Genomic DNA, 16,224 nt, shown 5'->3' on the forward strand with positions numbered 1-16,224 from the left:
AAAGCGGGTAGAGAGGAGAAAACTCATTCGACGAGCAGCCGGCTGCCGGCGGAAGCAGCACCTGCTTGCACGCGCAGGTAGTACAGGCCCGGGGCCAGTAGGGCGAGGTTGAGTTCCTGAACCAAGCCACCGGCGGGAAGGGCGCAGACCTGCGTGTACACAACCCGGCCCACGACATCGGAGAGCGTAAGTGTGGCCCGCGTAGCCGAAGGCGTGCCCGGCAACTGCACGGTGGCCAGGCCGTGGGCTGGGTTTGGCACCACTCGCACCCCAGCCAGTTGAATGGCTGACTGGCTGGCCAAAGCCGGCCCAGTCAGCGACGCCAAGAAGGCGACGCCACTGCCCACGGGGCTGGTAAGACGGACGTTGCCGAAAGTGGCCGGTGGGGAAACGGTGCCTCCCACGTACACGGCGGTCGCGCTTAGGGCCAGCACGTTGGCCTGGTCGGTGCCCGGGCCGCCTCCTTGCTGCGCCCCCATGAATTGACCGGTGCTCCCCGCATCTGCCAGTTCTGCCACGAATACCTCGCCGCTGCTGCTGCCCACGAGCGTGGTCGTGCCAAAAGCGGCTGCGGTACTGCGGAAAGTGCCTGCCGCGTACACGCTCGTCCCGCGCACGGCCAGGGCACTGATTTCGTCGCTGTCGGTGCCCCCGGCGCGTTGAGCCCAGATGAAGCTGCTGCTCGTGCCCGCGTCGGTCAGTTTCGCCACGAACGCGTCGGTTAAGGCTGGGCCGGTACCGGGGCCGGGGTTGGCATTAGTCAGGGTCGCGGAGCCAAGGACCAGGGTTGGGCTCGAAAAGCTTCCCGCTACGTACACGTTGGAGCCATTCACAGCTAGGGCGCTGGCACCCTCGGAACCCAGGCCGCCCGCTCGCTGCGCCCAGGCAACGCTGGCCGACGCGCCCGCATCTACGAACTTGGCCACGAACGCATCGGAATTGAAGCCGCCCGCCGGCTGGCTGGCATTGGTAAGGGTGATAGCGCCAAGGGCCATGGTCGAACTCGCAAAGAACCCGGCCAGGTACACGTTGGCCCCATTCACGGCCAGGGCGCTGGCGCTTTCGTAGTCCAGGCCACCGGCCCGTTGGGCCCAGACAAAACTGCCCGTGGGGCCTGCATCCGTCAGTTTGGCAATGTACAGGTCGGCGGTGCTGCCGCTGGGGTCAGCGTTGGCCAGAGTCAGGGGCCCAAATTGGGCGGTGGCCCCCAGGAATCCGCCCGCTACGTACACGTTGGCCCCGCTCACGGCCAGCGCATCGGCGCGCTCGGCATCGGCCCGCTGCGCCCAGACGAAGCTCGCGGTGGGGCCCGCATCGGTGAGCTTGACCACGTAGGCATCGTAGGCCCCGGTGTTGGTGAGCACCACGGAGCCAAAGCTCATGGTGGGGCTGTCGAACGAGCCCGACAGGTACACGCTGCTGCCGTTCACGGCCAGGCCATTGCCGTAGTCGTTGCCCTGGCCGCCGGCGCGCAGGGCCCACACGAAGCTGCTGGTGGCCGGGCTCCACTTGGCCACGAACACGTCGGAAGTTATTTGGCTGACATTGACCAGGGTGGTGGCTCCCAGACTCAGATTTCCGAAAAAGTAACCGGCCACGTACACGTTGCCGCTGGCATCGGTGGCCATGGCCCCGACTGCCGAATTGCTGCTGCTGGTCTGGCCTGCGGCCACTACCGCCTGCCAGGTTAGGGACTGGCCCCGCACGGCCGGGCCTGTGAGCCCGAGCAGCAGCAGGCCGAGCCCAATCATTGTTCTCGCGCTGCGGCAGAACGCAGCAAAACGGTAAGTGCTGGACATAGCTGAAAAATGAAGAAGGTGAAGAAATGCCACGCAGAGGCCATAAAATGCTTTTTCTGCACAGCTGCGCAAGACGGGTGCACCACATTGGAAAGCTACCAGCCCGCTGCGTCAGCCCCTAATTGGTCTTTCATACCCCCCTGCTTTATTTCCGCACGCCATGCGCCGGGTGCCGCAGCTGTTGCCAGCCCCACCGCGCGGGCTACTACATCCGCGTACCGCTATTGAATTAGGAGCATTTTTTACTACCTTTTTGACCAGGTTTAGTAATTTCTGCTACTTCCGCTTTTTATGGAACACCCTACGGCGCAGGTCCGACTTTTTCAACACGTCAAATCTCAGCTACTGCCCCACCAGTCGCTGGTAGAGGAAGTGGCCGACGTGCTGGGCCTAAGCACCGACAGTGCCTACCGGCGCATTCGGGGCGAAAAGCCGCTTGATTTGCCCGAAGTGGAAAAAATCGGAACGCATTTTCGGGTGTCGCTCGACCAGTTTCTATTTCCGCAAACCGAGGCCATTCTGTTCACCGGGCGGCAGGAGCTGCACCAGGAACACCCCCTGGAGCGGTGGCTGCAGGACGTGGAGCGGCAGCTGCTGCTGGTGAACCAGTTTCCGGCGTCGCACATCTACTTTGTTATCAAAGACATTCCCCTCTTTTATCACTTCCAGATACCCGAGCTCGCCGAATTCAAATTCTTCTTCTGGATGAAATCCATCCTGCACGACGACGCCCTGCGAGGGGTGAAATTCCAGCTCGGCGACCCCCGGTATCGCCACCTGCACGTGGCCAGCCAGCGCATCGTCGCGCTGTACAACCGCGTGCCCACCACCGAAATCTGGAACGTGGAGAGCCTGAACAGCACCCTGCGCCAAATCAATTTCTACCACGAATCCGGAGCCTTTGCCAACGATGGCGACGTAGGCCTGCTGTATGCCAAGGTGGGGGAGCTCATCGACTTTATGGAGGCGCAGGCCGAATCAGGCACCAAATCGACCCTGGGGCAGCTGCCCGTGCCCAATGGCCCCAGCTACCGGCTGTTTGTCAACGAATTGATGCTGGGCGACAATACGTTTGCCGCGGACCTGGGCGCGGAGCGCATCACCTTTCTCAACCACAGCGTGCTCTACTTCGTGGGCACCCGCGATAAAGGATTCAACGACTTCATGTTTGCTAACCTCGCCAACCTGATGAAGAAATCAACTCTTATCAGCGGAACCGGCGAGAAGGAGCGGACGCAGTTTTTCAATCGCCTGCGCGTTACCCTGCAGGCGCAGTGCCGGGTGCTTGGCTAATGCCCCGGCGGCTGCAGGCGCAAGCAAGTTGACAACGCACGACTTGCTTATTTGTAAAGCCAGCCTCCACGAGCGGGGTAAGGTGATTATTGCAGCAGACATGGCTGCCTAACCGTTTGATTATGCCTGCTTTTTCCTGGCTTTGGTGAGCCGTGAGTCATGCTGGGCTGGGTGCGCTTGGTCGCTTCATTCTTTATCTGCCCTTGCGCATGACGAATCCTTTCGCCCGAATGCTCCCGCTGGTGCTCCTGGCCCTGGGGGCCTGCCGCGAGCAACCCCCGGCCACGGCCTTTCTTCGTCAGCACGGCGGCGACGATTTTTCGGCCTTCGCTCGCACCTACTTGTTCGTCCGGAGTATCGACCGGCGCGCAGGGGAGGCCAGGGTCTTTATTTACAAACCGCCTGCCACCGGGTTTGCCCTGTATTCCTATAACTACGCGCTCCAGCGCAGCCACTTCCTCAAATTCGCCTCGCAGGGAAACCCGTATTCACAGCTTGCATCCACGGACAATTCCTTGGTGCAGCAATTCATGCGTTTGAATGTGACGAGCTTAGAGGTCGGCCCGCAGGGCACGGTTACCGCGGTGGTGCAAGCATACAGTCCTCAAATTATACTCCTCAAGACGCGGGACATCAAGACTGCTACGCGGCCCGGGGAAAAGTACGTTGCAAAAGGCGGGGACTGGTACGAGAGCCGCAGGGAATAAATCGACAGAACGTGCGGCCCTCAACCGCCGCCGCCGCAGGCTTACTATCAGACTTCACGCCCCGGTCGATGCTTTGGGTAATGCGTTGCGCCTGTTGGCTCGGAAAACGTACTGGCAGACAACGGCTATGATACGGGCTCCGGGCAGCCCTCGGCACCAGAGTCGTCATTCTCAGCAAGTAAAAACCGCCCCCAACGCCGTATTGACCGGGATTTGCACCGCGACCGCACTAAAGTCGAACGGTTCTTTAGCCGGCTCAGGCAGTCCCACCACCTGGCCATTCGCTACGACAAACTAGCCAGCAGCTTTCTGGGACTGCTGCATTTCATTTCAGCCTTGTTCTGGCTTCGGTAGTTGTCCGTACAGCCTAGGCCGACCGCCCGATAAGGGGGGAATCTCCGCCGGTGCCGAGGGAGGTCCGTTGCGGCCAGTCGCTCAACAGCAGCAGCGCCCTTAGCAGGGGGGTATTCAGATGCCAGAGCTGATGACGTGCCGAGCGGGGAAGGCGGGCTGGAGTGGTTGCCGACACGGTGGCAGGACGGGTACTGTCCGAAGAGAAACATGTACGCATGCGCTTAAGAAAAACGGGAGATTAAGAACATTCCGCTCCTTCCTTCGAAGCAGCGACCGGCAAATGCAATTTCATCTGATAACTATGCAAAGTTACCGGCCAGGGCAATCCCGCGGTATGACACGTTAGTGTCATGCGAAAACGCAGGACGACGTGGTACTTTGCCGGGAAGTCAGCACCCGGCCACCTAAAAAAATCCGGTCGCCCCTTGGGGTGGCCGGACGCAAACTGAACGCAACACCTGAAAAAGCGGTATTCTGCGGCAGCACGCGGCACCCCATTACTGGGAAATAATGCAGCCATGAAGCCCCGGCAACACCGTCCAACATGCGGTGCCCCCGCTCGACAGGCAGGGGCTAACGAGGATGCTACCGATGCGCAACAACCCGGCGTGCCACGCCACTTGGGCCGGGCTGAACGTGAGTAAGGGAGAACAACTTAGGGCTGCGGCGTGGGGCAGGCGCGCGGCGCTGAGGCGGCGGATGCAGAACTGCTACCCGTCCAACGGCACCGTCACCACCACCGCGAAGCCCCTCGCCAACGGCTCGTAGCGCACGGTGCCGCCCACCGTCCGGGCGCGGGCCTGCATGTTGGCCAAGCCGCGGCCGCCGGGGCGGGGGCTACCGTCGTGGCCGCGGCCATCATCGGCCACGGTAAGGGTGAGGCCGGCCGCCGCCGCCGCCAGCTGCACCGTGACCGTAGTGGCGTGGGCGTGCTTCACCACGTTGTGCAAGGCCTCCTTGTAGATGAGGTAAAAGTTATGGAGCAGCGCCGGAGCCAGGGTAGGGTCGGGCAAGTCGGCGGGCACGCGGAAGCGCACGTCGAGGCCGGCGGGGGGCAGCACCTCCTGGGCGTGGTCGCGCATGCGGTCTAGCAGCTGGCCCAGGCGCAACGGGCCGGCATCGAGGCTCCACACCACGTCGCTCATCTGCTGGGCGGCTTGGCGCGAGGCGATGGCCAGGGCGTCGAGCCGGTCCCGGGTCTGGGCCGGGCTGTGCGGCGTTTCGCGCAGCAGGTCGCTGTGCATGCTGATTTGGGTGAGCAAGTTGCCCACGTCGTCGTGCAGGTCGGCGGCAATGCGTTGGCGCAGGGCGTGTTCGGCCTGCCAGTGTCGCTCCCGCCGCTGGCCGCGGCGCCGCTGCCACCAGTACACCCCGCCAACCGCCGCCGCCACCAGCAGGCCCGTGAGGGCGGCCCACACGCCGGGGCGGCGCCACCAGTAGGTGCGCGCCCGCACCGGTACGCGCAGCCCGTTGCGGGTGGAGGTGCCCAACGCGGTTTCGCCCCGGATTTCGAGCATGTAATCGCCCGGCTCCAATCCTTGCAGGCGCAGGCGGTTGCCGGTGCCCAGCTCCTGCCAGGGCGCGGGCCCGGTGCCCAGCAAGCGGTATGCGAAGCGGCCTGGCTCGGGTCCCACGTCGTCGCTCAGGCTCAAGGCCAGGTCGGCGAAGGCGTCGCCGGGGGCTAGCTCCAGCCCCTGGGGCAGGGTGCCGGCCAGGTAATCGGTGCGAATGGTGTCGGGCTGGGCGTGGTGCTGGGTGAGGCTGGTGAGCAGCAGCCGGGGCCGGTACTGGGCGGTGGCCAGGTCCTGGGGCGCGAGCACGCTCAGCCCGCCCACCCCGCCCACGTACAGGCGCTGCCGCACCGAGTCGTACCAGCCTGACTGACGGTTCAGCTCGTTGGTGGCCAAGCCTTCGGCGGTGGTCAGGTCGCTGCGCCGGCCGGTGCGGGGCTCGTAGCGCACCAGACCGTTGTGGGTGCCCACCCACAGCACCCGGCCCGGCCGGGGGGCCAGCACGAAGGCTACCGCCTCGCTGGGCAGCCCGCGGCCCAGGGTGAGCTGCTGCTGCACGCCCCGCCGGGGGTGCAGCAGCAGCAGGCCGGCATCGAGGGTGCCCACCCACACGCTGTCGGGGTGGGTGGGCAGCACGCAACGCAACAGGTTGGTGGGCAGGTGGTAGGGTGCCGGCTCGTCGGGGCCGTAGTGGCGCAGGGTGCCGGTGGCGGGCTGCAGGCAGTACAGCCCCCGGTTGGTGGCCAGCCACAGCGCGCCGTCTGCACCTTCGCTCAGGGCCTCAATCTCGCAGTGATGCAGCGGCCAGGTGGGGTCGCGTTCGCGGTAGCGGCGGCGCGTGCGGTGGGCCAGGTCGAGCTGAAACAGGCCCTCTTGCCCGCCCGCCCACACCCGCCCCGCCCGGTCGCGCAGCAGGCAGAAGGTGGTGCGGCCCGTGGGTTCGGGGTGAGGCCCGGCCCAGTCGATTTTCTGAAACTGCCCCCCCGTCAGCAGCCCGATGCCCACGTTTTCAAACCCTACCACCAGGCGCGCATCGGGCAGGCGCAGGCTGCAGAACCACACGGGTCCCAGCGCCAGGCCCGGCCAGGGGCGCAAGGGGGCTACCGGGCTGTCGGCCGCCTGCGCAAACGTGCCCGAGTAGCTGCCCACCACTAGCCGCCCATCGGCCAGCCGGTTGATGGCGCGGGTGCTGAGGCGCGGCCCCCCGGCCACGGGCAGCGCCTGAACGGGGGCCCGCCGGGGCCGCAAACTAAACACGCCCGGCATGCCTTCGGCAAAGGCCCACAGCCCCGTCCGGTCACGGTTGAAGCACAGCAACCCATTCCACTCGGGGGCCAGGGGCACCGGGTAGTGTTGCAGCGCTGGCGTCCGCCGCTGCCGCCGGATGGACAGGGCCAGTACCTCGCCGGTGCCCAGCCAGTACCAGGTGCTGTCCAGCTCCAGCACGTTCAGGCGCGGTACGGCGGCCGAGGAGATGTTGCGGAGCCAGCGGGCCAGCACCCGCGGCGGCTGCGGTGGCCGATGCTCCAGCAGGGTGCTGTCGGTCAAGTAGTAAGAGCCATGAGGAAGACGAAGCGGGTGGTCGGCCCATTGCGTGTAGCGCTGCCCATCGGCCTGCTGCACCCGGTAGCGGTGGCTGTTGCCGGCCACGGGCTGTACGCGGCCACTGGGCAGCAGCAGCCAGCGATGCTGCTCAGTAGCCACCAGCAGCCGCCCGGCCGAGTCGGGCTCGATGCCTCGTATCAGCTCGTGCGGGTGCTGCCACACCAGCTGCGGGGGCTGCCGGGGATGCCGCAACGACAGCCGGAACAGCTGGCACGGGTCTATCCCCCGGCCAATCCACAGCGCCCCCCGGTAGACCAGCAGGGCGCTGAATTGGCCGCCACGCGGGGGCAGCGGCACCTGGCGCAGCTCGCCGGTGGCGGGCACAAACGCATACAGCCCGCTATACATGCCTATCCACACCGTGCCGGTCGAGTCGACGGCGACCCGGCTGGCCTCGCCGCTCGGGTGCGGCCCTTTCCGTATCAACTGCCCGAGGGGCACCAGCTGCCGGCCGTCGTAGCGAAACAGGCACGGCCGGGCGGCCACCCAGGCAAAGCCCGTCGGGTCGCTGCTCACGTCGCGGATGCCCACCGTGCTCAACACGCGGTCGGGCTGCTGCTCCAGCTGCTGGGCTTGCGCCACCGGCCCGGCCATCAGTAGCCAGCCGCCCACCAGCCAGCGCGAAATTCTCATTAGCTTACATAGCATGCGGGGCGGGCGTTGGAAGTTGGCTGCAAATATGACACGGCTTTCGCGCCGGAGAGCCAGGGGAGGCATTTCATCCCCCTTCCGCGACGGAACGCGCGGCCTGTCCTCGTTTGGGTGGCTGCTCTGTGCCTGGCCCGGCAGCGGCGCCGGTGGTGGGTGGGCCGGTGCCTACCCGCGCCGCTTCAGGGCCATCGCCAGCAGTTCCCCCTTCGAGTTGATGTGCAGCTTGCGGTACACCGCCCGCAGGTGGTTTTTCACCGTTTCGTGGCTGATGCCGAAGGTGTCGGCAATAAGCTTGTAGCTCAGTCCCTCCTCCACGGCCGTCACCACTTCCTGCTCGCGGGCCGTGAGGCGGGCCGAGGCCGTAGCTGCTACCGCCACCGGCGGCTGCCGCCGAAATGCCTGCAGCACGTGCCGCGCCACGGCCGGCGACATGGGCGAGCCGCCGACGGCTACTTCCAGCAGGTTGGCTTTGATAAGCGGCAGCGGCGTGTTTTTCACCAAATAGCCCACGGCCCCGGCGCAAATGGCTTCGAACACGCGGGGCGCATCGGTGAATACGCTCAGCATGAGTACCTGCGCCTCCGGCAGCCGCGCCAGAATGAGCGGCAGCCCTTCGATGCCCGAGCGGCCGGGAAGGCCAATGTCGGAGAGTACCAGCGCCGGCAGCGTGCCCAGGGCGGGTAGCTGCTGGAAAAAGTCCTCCATTGAAACGGCAACTAGCACGCACTCAAATTCGGGCTGGGCACCCAAGTACTGGTGCAGCATTTCCCGGATGGGGGTCTGGTCTTCGATGATGGCCAGGGGGAGCCGAGTTTGCATGGAGCAAAAGTAGCGGCCTTTGCCGCGCGGCGCTATGACACGAAAGGGGGAGATGGCGGCGTAAGCCGCCGGGCCTTGGCCGCCGGCACCCCAGCCGTTGCCCGCGCTGTCCCGGCCCGCAGGAGTTGCCGCGGATGCAAGGCGGCGCGGTTGGGAATTCAGCTCAACTGGCCAGCCCAGAGGGCGCACCGGCTGGGTAGTAGGCTTAGCCAATCAGGACTTTAGACAATACAGGGCCTTGCCGGGTAGGTCCGGCCGTAGCTTTCACGGTTACGCAGTGCAGGAAACGTCGTATAGGCACAATCCGTGAAAAAGCCATGCTAAAGTTTGCTTAGAGCGGTTTCCAATACAGTGTACACAACGACGAGACGCAAAATAGCACATCTCGTCGTTGAGCGAAATCGCCCGGCGCTACGGCGAGCCGTTCCACGAGGAGACGCAATATTTTGCGTCTTTCTGCCGTTTATGAAAACTGTGCACAAACCTGGAAATCGCTCTGAACGGTGCGCAGGTAAGTGGGCTCGGCTAGGCGCAAGCAACGAATGCAATTGAGACTCATCCCAACGGGCGATTTGATTGTAAACGATAGTTGGCGACTGCGCTTGCCAGTTACTTATTGAAGCTGTCTGGGAAGTCAAAAGCACGGCATGACGGGCTGGTTGTTTGGGGCGACTTCCTGAACAGCTTCATTTAGAAGATGACGACTTGAATTAGGTGCTAAGGGGTTCTGCACCTTGCAAATGGTCGTCGGCAACACGTAATATCAAGGTTGTAATAGTCACTGTGCTGTCTTTTCTGTTTTGTATTTGGTCAGCCCCGTATGCAAACAGCCTAAACGGGGCAGTTTTGCGTACCGCAGGCACCGAACCCAATCTGAAATGAGGACTGCTGTGCTGCGTGGTTTCTGGCTTTTAATGCTGCTGGGCGTTCTCCCGGCCAAGGCGCAAAATACCGTGCTGCGGGGCCGTGTGCTCGATGCCGAGACCCACCAGCCCATCCCGAACGCGCAGGTGGGCGTGGCCGACAACCGCCTCGGCACCAGCACCAACGACGCTGGACGGTTCGTGCTAAGCGTGCCGCCCACTTACCAGAGCGCCCGGCTCACGGTGGCGCTGCTGGGCTACCGCAGCTACGGCCAGCCGCTGCCGCCGCTGCCCGGGCCGGAGCTGCTGATTGAGCTGCGAATAAATCCGGCCGCGCTGGGCGAGGTGCAGGTAATGGGCTCGGTCGAAGGCATTGTGCGCGAGGCAGTGGCGCGCATTCCGCGCAACTACCCGGCGCGGGCCACTCAGCTCACGGGCTTCTACCGCGAGTCGGACCAGGACAGTATCGGCCGGCCGCGCTATTTGGTGGAGGGGCTGCTGACCGTGTATAAGCCCGATTACCGCCAGCCGGCCGACGATGGCGACGTGCAGATTCGGCAGGCCCGCAAGGTCGATTTGCGGCCCGCCGGGCAGACCGTGCGCATCGACTGGGCGGGTGGGCCATTCATTGCGCAGTTTGGCGATTTTGTGCACCGGCGGGCCCAGTTCATCAGCCCGAAACACTTCCGCGACTATGCCTACCGGCTGGCCCCCGGCAGCAGCTACGCCGGCCAGCCCGTGTACGTGGTGGACTTCGGGCCGCGAGCCAATAACCGCCGGGCCGACTGCGAAGGCCGGCTCTACATCGACCAGGCCAGCTATGTCTTTTTGGGGGCCGAGTGGCACTACACCGCTGCCGGATTGCGCCGAAGCGGGCACGGGGCCAGCGCCCGCCGGCTGCGCGTGGCCTACCAGCCCTACGCCGGCCGCTGGCACCTGAAAACCGTGTGGTGGCAAACCCGTGCCCAACTGCCCATTGGCCCGCCGCTGAACTACTTCGGCGAGTTTCTGGCTACGGCCATCGATACCGCCGGCCTGGTGCGCCCCGGCTACGTGGACCGGGCCCAGGAACGCGACGTTTTTCTGCGCACCACGGTGGCTTACGATTCGGTTTTCTGGGCCGGGCAAACGACGCTGCTGCCGTCGGCCGCCCTGCGCCAGGCCCTGCTCGACCAGCCCCGCCAGCAGCGGGCCGACTCGCTCTTCCGGGCACCCCGGCCCGGCGCGGATACCAGCGCAAATGGCCCGGCCAATTCGCCTCCGGCCCGGGAGTCGGGGCTGGTGCGCTTCGTGAGTCGCTTGATTTCCGGGGCGGCGGTGGGTCCGTTTCCGCTGGCCGGGGCGGGCGGCGAGCTGGCCGTGGGCTACGCGCCGGCGGGTTCCGGCTTCGCGCTGCGGGGCGCGGCCAGCGTGGCGGGCCCGGGGGCGGCGCTGACTACCAGTTTCGACTATCAGTTTGCCCTCACGAAAGCGCTAACGTTGCGCGTGGCATCAACCCAGCTGTATGGGCAGTTTGAAGGGAAAGGCTGGCAGTATGGCCTGCGCTACCAGCGCAACCTGCGGCCGGGCCACCGCCCGCTCTACGGCTGCGCCGGCCTGGCGTATGTCCGCCAGTCGGTGGCCCGCCCCGTGGGCACATTCAACAACCCCGATGCCAGCCTGCGCGTGGCCGGCACCCACCTCGGGGCCGACCGCCTCAGTGCCCGCCTCCAAACCCTCACCGAAGCCGTGCTGCCCACCCTCGGCCTGGGCCTGGAACTGACGCACCAGCTGGAGCTGGTGGCCGATGTGAGCTACCTGCTGCCGCTGCGTACCCGCGCCCAGCTGCAGCTCGACGAGGAAAGCGGATTTTTCCTCGCGCGCAGCTCGGCCACCCTCAACCTGCCCAACGCCGACGTGGACCTGCGCGTGAACGGGCAACCTGCCGTCACGCTGCCCTGGCAGCCGCAGCACTGGCTACTAAGCCTGGGGCTGCACTACCGGTTGCGGCCGTAGCGGGGCGGCGGCGGCGGGGCAGGATACGTATGTGGATGCCGAGGCCGCCCCGCGCGGACTCGCCGCGTTCACGCTCCATTCTTTTTGCCCATGCCCGCTAAGCTGCCCACCGCCTTCTTCCAGCGCCCCGACGTGCTGACCATTGCCCGCGAGCTGCTGGGTAAGCACCTCTACACGCGCATCGACGGCGTAGTCACCGCCGGCCGCATTGTCGAAACCGAGGCCTACCGACACGAAGGCGACCAGTCGATGACCATGCATTTGCAGCGCAAGGGCCACCAAGCGCAGGGCCTGTATGTGCCCGGCGGCCACGCCTACATCTACACCGTGTATAGCCGCCACGCCCTTTTCAACATCGCCTGTCACGATGCCGACCATCCCGATACGGTGCTCATCCGGGCCATCGAGCCGCTGGTGGGCGTGGCGGAGATGATGCGGCGGCGCGGTTTGGAAAAGCCTGGCCGCAACCTCACGGCCGGCCCGGGCGTGCTCTCGCAGGCGCTGGGCATCACGCCGACGCTCAGTGGCGCGCTGGTGACGGGGCCGGAAATTTGGTTCGAGGACCACGGCGAAATCGTGGCCGAAACCGAGGTGGTAGCCAGTGCCCGGGTGGGGCTGGCCTACGCGGGGGCCGAAGCGGCCGGGCTGCCGTGGCGGTTTCGGGTGGAAGAGAGCAAATGGACGAGCCCGGCGAAGTGAGAGCCCACGCTGGATTTGTAGGGGCAGAAAAGCGCGTTTTTCAGCGTAACCCTGGTTTACGAAACTCATCCCCTTTGGGCATTTCGTAAACGTTGATTCGTAGACGGGTTTATTAAACTCGCCGCGTGTTGCAGTGGCTCACTGGCACTTGGTACCGAGGAACTGCGAGTGGTTCACGGAAAGGAGCGTTTGACAGCGAAGCAATTAATAAACAATAATCACGAAAAAGGAAGTGAAATAGAAAACCAGAGAGAACAGCGTCAGGAATGCGGTCATCCACCTTCCGAACTTCACCGTTGGCAGGACTGATGTGGAAACAATTTTAGTGAGGTACGCATAATAAAACGCAGCAAATCCAATGGCCGCAGACGTGTAGAGCGCATAATACAACGCGATGTCATGCGTGAGCAGTGTGCCTGTTTTCAAAGCAATATGCGCTAGCGTTACGTTGCACAAAAGGGTTGAGTACAGGGCCAAGGCGGTGCTTAAAAAAGCAATGGCGACCACCGCTCCATTTCCTCTTTTATCCAAAGGCTTAACCAGCGCATAAAACGAAAGAAACAATAAGAAGAAGGCCCTATGCACTTTCTTTAACAGCCATTTGCTTGTGTTCAAGATTGTCATGGCTAGCAAAGTACAGCGTCCAACTGGCAAAAAAAGGGTTTACAAAAACGGTACTGGCTTGAACGCGCAGTGTTTAAAGTTAGGAGCTTTCTCTTTGACTTACCTGGTGTAGTAAGAGGTGTACGTCGAGTAATCGTACCGCCAACCCGGCGGATGAGGCTGCACCAGCCGCACTACCAACCAGTGGGCATCGAGGAGCGCAACGGTCACCAGCAGCGGGCCGTCGGCGGGCGTGGCGTCGGCGGCCGTCACGATGCGCAGGGTGTCGCCTTGGCGGGTGTAGGGCTGTGCGGAGTTGAAGAAACGGTCGCCGCGCTTGTGGTAGACGATGTGGTGCGGGGTGATGACCAGGTGCGTGTAGCTATTCGGTGTCACGGGCAATTCCTTCCGGGCGCGCAAATGCCCTTCCCGCGTAAAGGTGGAATCGGTGATGCCCCGCAGCTTCCAGCGGCCTTCCAACGCGGCCGTGGGGGGCACGCCCCGGAACTTGCACGCCGCCAGCACCCCCCAGCCGCACGCGAAGAGAAACCAATGTTTGTTCATGCAGGTGAAAGTAGTGCTTGGCCGCACGGCGCTGTTGTCTTGCTAACCGGCCGAATACCATTGAAATTCTTGACTTCGGACGTTTAGCAAAACGGTCGGAATAAAAGACTTTTCACTTCTGCCATTCCACAAAAACGTGGTCCTCGCCCGCTAACTCTTCCTCTATAATAGCCGCAATCACTGACCACTCTCCCCCAGCCAACCCTGCCCCAATGGCGGGATAACCGATGCGTTGGCCCGCGTATTCCTGCTTTACGCGCCGAAAAACCTGACGCAGCGCCGCGTAGTCGGCTTTGCGACCCGGTCCCTTCCACTGGTATTGGGTGTAGGCGTTGACAATGGCCAAGGGCTTGCCCCCGGCTTCGACGGTGGCCACGGTGTATTGTCCCAGCTTGATTTTATCGCCGACAACAGTGGCGGCATCCGCTTCATAGGCAGCGGGGAAAACCTGCTTGACGGTTTTGGCGATGCCGGCGCCCATCGTGCAAAAACAGTTGCAGCCGTGTACGATGACATCGAATTCGCCGACTTTTGCCTTCTGTACCAAGTCGCCTTTTTCCGTTTGCATGCTGCGTCAGTAGGGATGGAAAAGCTTCAAGGTAGTGAACCTAGTAAAACTCGCCGAACTTCCGTTCAGCCAAAGGGTGGCAAGGTAAACGTGCGCTGTACAGAATTACGAGGAATATGCCAGCCGACTGGTCGCGCTACTGCTACCTTCGCGCTGACCTCAACGGGGGGGCGAACAAGTCCTTTTCTGGGGATAAACGAGCCTCAGTGCCCTTTTTTGGTGGTTTTCTAAAAATAAATAACTATCAACAGGTCGCTACGACCCGGCCGGTGCAGCGGCTGTTCGAGGGAGGTAATCCCCGGGGCTTACCCGGCGTCGCCGGACCCGGAAACGGTGGGCTCCGGGGCGTTGCAGGGCCGGGCCGAAGCCAGCAGCCGGCCGGCCTTACGGTGCAACGCTGCAGCCGCGCGGGCCACCTGCTCGCTCATTTCCACGCCCGGCATGGCGCCACCCAGCACCACGAGGACCGCAAGGCAGGCCAGCGTGAGCCCCGCCGCAAGCAGCGCGGCCGCTTGGAACAACAACTGGGCGTAGAATTGGAGCAGGGGCATGGTGCGGGGCGGCAAAAGCAGAAAGGTGCGTCCTTCCGGCAGGCGAAGATATGGAAGAAAAATAGGCCAGCACCCAGGCGGATGACCGTGCCCACCGTTGGTCAGCCTGGCACAACTTGCGGTCAGGAAAATGGTAGTAGGGTAAACGGGGCCCGTTCAAAGATTTGAGCGTTATGTTTATTCTATGAGTTCAACCCCTATTTGTTCCACTATCGTTTTTATTACGGGTGCTGTCGTCACGTCGGCGAGTTGGGATAACTGGAAGTCATTCTTTGAGGCGGAGGGCTACACCTGCTACGCCCCCGCCTGGCCCCACAAGGAGGCCCCGGCCGCAGAACTCCGTCGCCAACACCCGCACTCGCCCATCGCCCAAAATGGCTTGGCCGATGTGGTGCAGGTGTACACCGATTTCATCGCGCAGCTTCCCGTCAAGCCCATTGTCATCGGGCACTCCTTCGGCGGGCTCATCGTGCAACTGCTGCTCCAACAGGATGCCGTGGCAGCCGGCGTGGCCATCGAGTCAGCGCCGCCCCTGGGCGTGGTCGTGGCCAACTGGTCGCTCGTCCGGTCTGTCCTGCCCATGCTGGGCCTTTTTTCTTCCCTGAAAACGACGTTTCTGCCCACCTTCGCGCAGTGGCAGTACGCCATTGCCAACGGCCTGCCCCTAGCCGACCAGCAGAAGTACTACGACGAGTTGGCCGCGCCCGAATCGAAAAAGACCATTCGCGGCGCCCTCAGCTTGGATGCTCGCATCGACTTTCGCCGGCCGCACGCGCCGCTGCTGTTTCTGGCCGGCGGGGCCGACCGCATCATGCCCGCCGCCCTCAACCGTGCCAACCACCGGCGCTACCAGCACGCCGGCTCCGTGACTGACTACCAGGAGCTGCCCGGCCGCAGCCATGCCCTGCTCGGCCAATCTACTTGGCGCGAAGATGCGGCCTTCGTGCAACGATGGCTGGCCGCGCTGTCATAAGCCTAGCAATTGCCATTGTCGTACGCACCGCGCCCGCAGCCCCGGCTGGGGAGCGAATACACCATGCTGTAACCCGGAAAGGCGTTCACGTAAACAGTGGAATAACTAACCCACACCAAGTATTCGACTATCCATACGGGTTTGCCAACTTCATCTCCAGCCAGCGGTCGGGGCGGTCGAGGGGCTCGTAGCCGAAGCGTTGGTAGAGCGTATGCGCGTCGAAAGTGGCCAGCAGGTGGCGGCGCAGGTTTTGCAGGTCGGGGTGGGTCAGCATTTGCTTCACCAGCCACTTCGAGAGGCCATGGCCGCGGTGGGCGGGCAGCACGAACACGTCGCAGAGCCAGGCGAAGGTGGCCCGGTCGGTTACCACCCGGCAGAAGGCGGCCTGCTGCCCGTCGGGGGCATAGATGCCGAAACACAGCGAGTTGGCAATGGCCCGCTCCACGGTGGCGCGCGTAATGTGCTTCGCCCAGTACGAGTCCTCGCTCAGCCAGCGGTGCACGGCCGGGATGTCGAGCCGGGCAGGGTCGGTGCTGAGGGTGTAGCCCGAAGGGTGGGCGGCGGTAAAGAAGTCGGACATAAGGCAACGGGGAATGCGACGGCAAGCTACGGCTGCCGGTCGGGAATGGGCGTAGTCCCCACTAGGCGCGGGCGGGTGGGTTTCGTTTG

At 63.8% G+C, this 16,224-nt stretch carries 14 protein-coding genes; 6 read left to right on the forward strand and 8 right to left on the reverse strand.

Annotated elements, in window-relative coordinates; all coding sequences use genetic code 11:
* Positions 1-23: 23 nt before the first annotated feature.
* A complete protein-coding gene (locus ABIB44_RS07700; protein ID WP_354584056.1) occupies positions 24-1,799 on the reverse strand; it encodes a T9SS type A sorting domain-containing protein in 1,776 nt (591 codons plus the stop codon).
* 291 nt (positions 1,800-2,090) lie between these two features.
* On the opposite strand from ABIB44_RS07700, the gene ABIB44_RS07705 reads away from it, so the two are divergent.
* From ABIB44_RS07705 to ABIB44_RS07715, 3 genes are all read left to right on the forward strand, one after another.
* The gene (locus tag ABIB44_RS07705) at positions 2,091-3,092 is read left to right on the forward strand and encodes a helix-turn-helix domain-containing protein (protein ID WP_354584057.1); all 1,002 of its coding nucleotides are present in this window, start codon (positions 2,091-2,093) and stop codon (positions 3,090-3,092) included.
* A gap of 209 nt (positions 3,093-3,301) precedes the next feature.
* Positions 3,302-3,799 (forward strand): hypothetical protein, encoded by a 498-nt coding sequence (locus ABIB44_RS07710; RefSeq protein WP_354584058.1) that lies wholly within the window; start codon positions 3,302-3,304, stop codon positions 3,797-3,799.
* A 111-nt stretch (positions 3,800-3,910) separates the two neighbouring features.
* Positions 3,911-4,153, forward strand: a complete 243-nt coding sequence (locus ABIB44_RS07715) for a transposase (RefSeq protein WP_354584431.1) — start codon at positions 3,911-3,913, stop codon at positions 4,151-4,153.
* A gap of 710 nt (positions 4,154-4,863) precedes the next feature.
* Here ABIB44_RS07715 and ABIB44_RS07720 read toward each other — a convergent pair.
* On the reverse strand, positions 4,864-7,902 hold the full coding sequence (locus ABIB44_RS07720) for a sensor histidine kinase (protein ID WP_354584059.1): 3,039 nt from the start codon (positions 7,900-7,902) through the stop codon (positions 4,864-4,866).
* 183 nt (positions 7,903-8,085) lie between these two features.
* The gene (locus ABIB44_RS07725) at positions 8,086-8,739 is read right to left on the reverse strand and encodes a LuxR C-terminal-related transcriptional regulator (protein WP_354584060.1); all 654 of its coding nucleotides are present in this window, start codon (positions 8,737-8,739) and stop codon (positions 8,086-8,088) included.
* An 878-nt stretch (positions 8,740-9,617) separates the two neighbouring features.
* Here ABIB44_RS07725 and ABIB44_RS07730 point away from each other — a divergent pair.
* Positions 9,618-11,597: a carboxypeptidase-like regulatory domain-containing protein gene (locus ABIB44_RS07730; protein WP_354584061.1), complete on the forward strand. Its 1,980-nt coding sequence runs from the start codon at positions 9,618-9,620 to the stop codon at positions 11,595-11,597.
* Positions 11,598-11,687: 90 nt separating this feature from the next.
* A complete protein-coding gene (locus tag ABIB44_RS07735) occupies positions 11,688-12,296 on the forward strand; it encodes a DNA-3-methyladenine glycosylase (protein WP_354584062.1) in 609 nt (202 codons plus the stop codon).
* Between the two features lie 204 nt (positions 12,297-12,500).
* On the opposite strand, the gene ABIB44_RS07740 is transcribed toward ABIB44_RS07735, so the two are convergent.
* The 4 genes from ABIB44_RS07740 to ABIB44_RS07755 all read right to left on the reverse strand — a co-directional run bounded on the left by ABIB44_RS07740 (position 12,501) and on the right by ABIB44_RS07755 (position 14,582).
* Positions 12,501-12,920, reverse strand: coding sequence for a hypothetical protein (locus ABIB44_RS07740; protein WP_354584063.1), 420 nt, complete (start codon positions 12,918-12,920; stop codon positions 12,501-12,503).
* A 99-nt stretch (positions 12,921-13,019) separates the two neighbouring features.
* On the reverse strand, positions 13,020-13,463 hold the full coding sequence (locus tag ABIB44_RS07745; RefSeq protein ID WP_354584064.1) for a hypothetical protein: 444 nt from the start codon (positions 13,461-13,463) through the stop codon (positions 13,020-13,022).
* Between the two features lie 112 nt (positions 13,464-13,575).
* Positions 13,576-14,031 (reverse strand): macro domain-containing protein, encoded by a 456-nt coding sequence (locus ABIB44_RS07750; RefSeq protein WP_354584065.1) that lies wholly within the window; start codon positions 14,029-14,031, stop codon positions 13,576-13,578.
* A gap of 305 nt (positions 14,032-14,336) precedes the next feature.
* Positions 14,337-14,582 (reverse strand): hypothetical protein, encoded by a 246-nt coding sequence (locus ABIB44_RS07755; protein ID WP_354584066.1) that lies wholly within the window; start codon positions 14,580-14,582, stop codon positions 14,337-14,339.
* Between the two features lie 184 nt (positions 14,583-14,766).
* Here ABIB44_RS07755 and ABIB44_RS07760 point away from each other — a divergent pair, with 184 nt between their 5' ends.
* Positions 14,767-15,555: an alpha/beta hydrolase gene (locus tag ABIB44_RS07760; protein ID WP_354584067.1), complete on the forward strand. Its 789-nt coding sequence runs from the start codon at positions 14,767-14,769 to the stop codon at positions 15,553-15,555.
* Between the two features lie 127 nt (positions 15,556-15,682).
* Here ABIB44_RS07760 and ABIB44_RS07765 read toward each other — a convergent pair whose 3' ends face one another.
* Complete coding sequence (locus ABIB44_RS07765; protein ID WP_354584068.1) at positions 15,683-16,135, reverse strand: GNAT family N-acetyltransferase; 453 nt, start codon at positions 16,133-16,135, stop codon at positions 15,683-15,685.
* Positions 16,136-16,224 lie beyond the last annotated feature (89 nt).

Source organism: Hymenobacter sp. UYCo722 (assembly GCF_040547115.1).
In the GTDB taxonomy this organism is placed as follows: Bacteria; Bacteroidota; Bacteroidia; order Cytophagales; family Hymenobacteraceae; genus Hymenobacter.